Annotated in this window: 3 protein-coding genes; 2 read left to right on the forward strand and 1 reads right to left on the reverse strand. The window is 69.1% G+C overall.

The features are described from left to right. On the reverse strand, positions 1-446 hold a 446-nt coding region (locus ACK59X_RS11400), incomplete at its 3' end, for a tripartite tricarboxylate transporter substrate-binding protein (protein ID WP_409957431.1). A 350-nt stretch (positions 447-796) separates the two neighbouring features. Between ACK59X_RS11400 and ACK59X_RS11405 the strand changes: the two genes are divergently transcribed. Next, complete coding sequence (locus ACK59X_RS11405; RefSeq protein WP_409957432.1) at positions 797-2,653, forward strand: ATP-binding protein; 1,857 nt, start codon at positions 797-799, stop codon at positions 2,651-2,653. Further along, entirely contained in the window at positions 2,650-4,011 is a 1,362-nt protein-coding gene (locus ACK59X_RS11410) for a sigma-54-dependent transcriptional regulator (protein ID WP_409957433.1), read from the forward strand. The genes ACK59X_RS11405 and ACK59X_RS11410 overlap by 4 nt, the downstream gene beginning before the upstream one ends. Positions 4,012-4,515: the final 504 nt, after the last annotated feature.

Genomic DNA, 4,515 nt, shown 5'->3' on the forward strand with positions numbered 1-4,515 from the left:
GCCATGAAGCCCTTGAAGTCCTTGGCCACGAAGCTCGGGTGCACGGCCAGCACATTCGGCGTGGCCGCCATGTTGACGATGGAGGTGAAGTCCGTGAGCGGGTTGTACTTGACGGCCGGGTTGATGGCCGGGGCCGAGGCCACGCTGGACACCGTGGCCACGCCCAGGGTGTAGCCATCGGCCGGGGCGCGCGCGATCTCGGTCGCGCCCACCACGCCGCCGGCGCCGGCCTTGTTGTCCACCACCACGGGCTGGCCCAGGGCCGTGCCCAGCGACTGGCTGACCACGCGGGCCACGATGTCGGTGGTGCCGCCGGGGGCGAAGGGCACGATCAGGCGCACGGGCTTGTTGGGGTAGTCCTGGGCCAGTGCGGACGCAGCGCCGGCGAGCAGGCCGGTGGCGATGGCCACGGCGCTGCAGAGCTTGAAGGAAGGGGTTTTCGTCATGTGTCGTCTCCGGACAGGTTGTGGTGTGTGAAGAGCCGAGCTGCGCTGGCTGCGCCGCTCGCCCTGGCGTTTTGCAGCTTGCGTGCCAGGGCTGCGGCAAGCGCCCCTGGCCGTCCGGCAGGCCGCGCCGGCCCTGGGTTTGCACACGCAAGAGGCCTGGTGCAGCAGTCGCCCCGATGCCGCAAAAAGCGGCGGATTTCCACACGCCCACCGGCGTTTTGTGCGGATTTCCAGACAAGCGGCCCTGTCAAGCGAAATAGCCCCGCTGGCCGCATGCCGGCGGCCGCGCACAATGCGGCCTGTCCGCACGGTGTGGCGGCCGTGCTCCTGAACCCTTTTCCCCTCGCCGCTTGAAACCCACCCGTTCCCTTCTCGGCTCCGGCATCGCGCTGCTGGCCTGCGTGTTCGCGGGCGCGCTGGCCTACCGCTGGTCGCTCGATGCCCAGCTGGCGGCGCAGCAGCGCACCGCCAGCCAGCGCCTGGCCTTTGCCGCCCAGAGCCTGGAGTCGCTCCTGCAGCGCAACGAGGCGCTGCCCGCGCTGCTGGCGCTCAACAGCCGCACCAACCTGGCCCTGCAGCAGCCCACGGCGCAGAACCTGCAGGCTGCCAACGCCTACCTGGCCTCGGCCGTGGCGCTGGCGGGCGTGGACACGGCCTACGTCATGAACACCGAGGGCCTCACGCTGGCGGCCAGCAACTGGAATCTGCCGAGCAGCTTCGTGGGCCAGAACTACCGTTTTCGCCCGTACTTCGAGGCGGCCATGCAGGGGCAGGTCGGCCGCTTCTTCGGCGTGGGGGTGACGACCGGCCGGGCGGGCTACTTCATGGCCTCGGCGCTGCCGCCCGAAGCCCCCGCGCCCGGTGTGGTGGCGGTCAAGATCTCGCTCGATGCCTTCGAGGCCGCGCTGGCCGAGGGCGGCGACACCGTGCTGCTGGCGGACACCGAAGGCGTGGTCTTCGTGAGCACCGATCCCGCCTGGCGCTACCGCACGCTGGCCCCGATCCCGGCACAGGTGCGCAGCCGCCTGCAGGGCGTGCAGCAATATGGCAACTACCCGCTGGCCCCCTTGCAGGGCCAGGGCCCGCGGCCGGTCGATGGCGACACCCTGCGCCTGCAGCAGGCGGGCCAGCAGCGCGACTTCAGCGTGGCGGCGCGCACGGTGGGCCCGCTGGGCTGGCAGATGCTGCTGCTGGCCGACCAGCGTCCGGCCCGGCAGGAGGCGCTGGTCGCCGGCCTGGCCGGCGGCCTGTGTGCCGCGCTGGTGCTGGGGTTGGCCCTGCTGCGCCGGCTCGACCGCCAGGGCCGCGCCGAGCGCGCCGCCAGCGACCAGCGGCTGCGCGAGGCGCATGGCACGCTGGAGGCACAGATCGCCCAGCGCACGCGCGAGATCACCGCCGCGAACACCGCCCTCGAAGAGCGCGTGCACGCGCTGCAGCAGGCCGAGCAGATCGTGCGCGGCATGCGCGACACGGCGGTGCAGGCCGGCAAGCTGGCTGTGCTGGGCCAGATGGCGGCCGGCATGAGCCATGAGCTCAACCAGCCCCTGGCTGCCCTGCAGACCCTGTCGGACAACGCCATCGCCCTGCACCAGCGCCAGCGTGGAGAGGAGGTGGCCGAGAACCTGCGCCTCATCGGCCAGCTGGCCGAGCGCATGGGCCGCATCGTGCGCCAGCTCAAGAGCTTTGCACGCAAGGAGCCGCCGGCCCTGCACCCCTGCAGCGTGCGCGAGGCCCTGGACCACGCGCTGCTGCTGCTGGCCCCTCGCTGCCAGGCGGTGGATGCCCAGATCGTGGTGGGTGCCTTCGACGAAGCGCTGTGCGTGCTGGCCGATGCCACGCGGCTCGAGCAGGTGCTGGTGAACCTGCTGCGCAATGGGCTCGATGCCGTGCAGCACCAGGCCGTGCGCGAGGTGCGCTTTGCCGCCGAAGTGCAGGCCGACGGGCGCGTGCTGCTGCGCGTGGCCGATACCGGCCGCGGCATGGACCCGGAGGTGCAGACCCACCTGTTCGAGCCCTTCTACACCACCAAGGCCGGCGAAGGGCTGGGCCTGGGGCTGGCCGTTTCGCGCATCATCGTCGAAGGCATGGGGGGCAGCCTGGTGGCGGCCAACCTGCCGCAAGGCGGGGCCGAGTTCACCGTGGGCCTGCCGGGCATACCCGGGGTGCCGGGCCCGGCCGCCACCCCAGCGATACAGGACATTCCATGACCCCTTCTCCAGGCGGCAACCCGACCGTCGTCTACCTCGTCGAGGACGACGCCATGGTGCGGCGTGCCTATGCGCAGGCCCTGTCGCTGGCCGACATCGAGGTGCGCGCCTTCGCCAGTGCACAGGCGGCGCTCGATGCCTTCGGACAGGACCGGCCCGCCGTGCTCGTCACCGACATCCAGATGCCCGGCATGGGCGGCATGGAGCTGATGCGCACCCTGCGTGCGCAGGATGCCGACCTGCCCGTGGTGCTGGTCACCGGCCATGGCGATGTGGCGCTCGCCGTGGACGCCATGCGCGACGGTGCCTACGACTTCATCGAAAAGCCTTTTTCCTCCGAGCACCTGGTGGCCACCGTGCGGCGCGCGCTCGAGCGCCGGGCCCTGGCCGAAGAGGTGCGCCAGCTGCGCGAGCGCAACCCGCGGGACGCCCTGGCCGCGCTGATCGGCCCATCGCCCGGCATGGCCGAGGTGCGCCGCCTGGTGGCTGCGCTGGCACCGCTGAGCGTGGACGTGCTGCTCAATGGCGAGACCGGCGCCGGCAAGGAGGTGGTGGCGCGGGCCCTGCATGCGGCCAGCGGGCGCAGCGGCCCCTTCGTGGCCATCAACTGCGGTGCGCTGCCCGAGAGCATCATCGAAAGCGAACTCTTTGGCCACGAGCCCGGCGCCTTCACCGGTGCCACGCGCCGGCGCATCGGCAAGATCGAGCATGCCAACCAGGGCACGCTGCTGCTCGACGAGATCGAATCCATGCCGCAGCCCCTGCAGATGCGCCTGCTGCGCGTGCTGCAGGAGCGCGAGCTGGAGCGCCTGGGCAGCAACCAGAGCCTGCCCATCACCTGCCGCGTGGTGGCAGCCTCCAAGGTGGACCTCAAGGCCTTGGCCGCAGAGGGCCGGTTCCGCGCCGACCTGTACTACCGCCTGCATGTGGCCAGCATTGCCCTGCCGCCGCTGCGCGAGCGGCCGCAGGACATCCCCGTGCTCATGGCCCACTTCATCGCCCAGGCCGCGGCGCGCCATGGCCGTCCGGCGCCCGCCTGGACCGACCGCGACCTGGCCGCCTGGCTGGCCCACGACTGGCCCGGCAATGTGCGCGAGCTGCGCAATGCGGCCGAGCGCCTGTGCCTGGGGCTGCCCATGGAGCCGCTGGGACAGGGCGATGCGGCGGCGCCCTCATTGGCGGCGCGTGTGGATGCCTTCGAGCGCAAGCTGCTGCGCGACACGCTGCGCCTGACCCAGGGCAATGTGGCCCGCGCCGCCGAGATGCTGCAGATGCCGCGCAAGACGGTGTACGACAAGCTGCAACGCCACGGGCTCACGCCGGGGGACTTTGCGGCGCGCCCTGGGGCGGCGACATAGCCCTACATAGAGGAGGGCGCATGCCTCCAGGGGCATGGAAGGATTTGCTGCAAATTCCCTGGGGTTTCCCTGCTTGGCCATCTAAGTGGTGCTATAGTAGAGGGCTTCGCTGCACGGAGGTCCTTCTTTTGGAAGTCTGGGCAGATGAAGAAGGAAGTTTGCAAAAACTTCGAAGTTTTGGAAAAGTCACCGATTTCTCGGTATACAATCTAAGGCTGCGCTGACAAGAGCGGGTTGCTGAAAAGGCGGTTGATCTTGGGAGTGCGTTGGGGTGGTTGAAAGCGCTGAGCGGTTTCAAAAACTTCCAAAAAGTTTGACGAAACTTAAAAAATCGTGCTAGAATTCAAGGCTCAGCTGATTGCAGCTAAGTCGGTAGAAGGAAGAAAAAAAGAGCTTCGGTTCTTGGCTTCGTTCTACAAGGATCCTTAAAAACATACAGCCGATAAGCGTGGGCGTTTGATGGCGAGTGCCAAGTTCTACGGAACTAGTGCTTAGCACTACAAA

This window comes from Acidovorax sp. (assembly GCF_046339755.1).
GTDB lineage: Bacteria > Pseudomonadota > Gammaproteobacteria > Burkholderiales > Burkholderiaceae_C > Acidovorax.

Bases quoted from the DNA above. Each gene is read 5' to 3' on its own strand.
- ACK59X_RS11410 (WP_409957433.1), top strand. From the start codon at position 2,650: ATGACCCCTTCTCCAGGCGGCAACCCGACCGTCGTCTACCTCGTCGAG.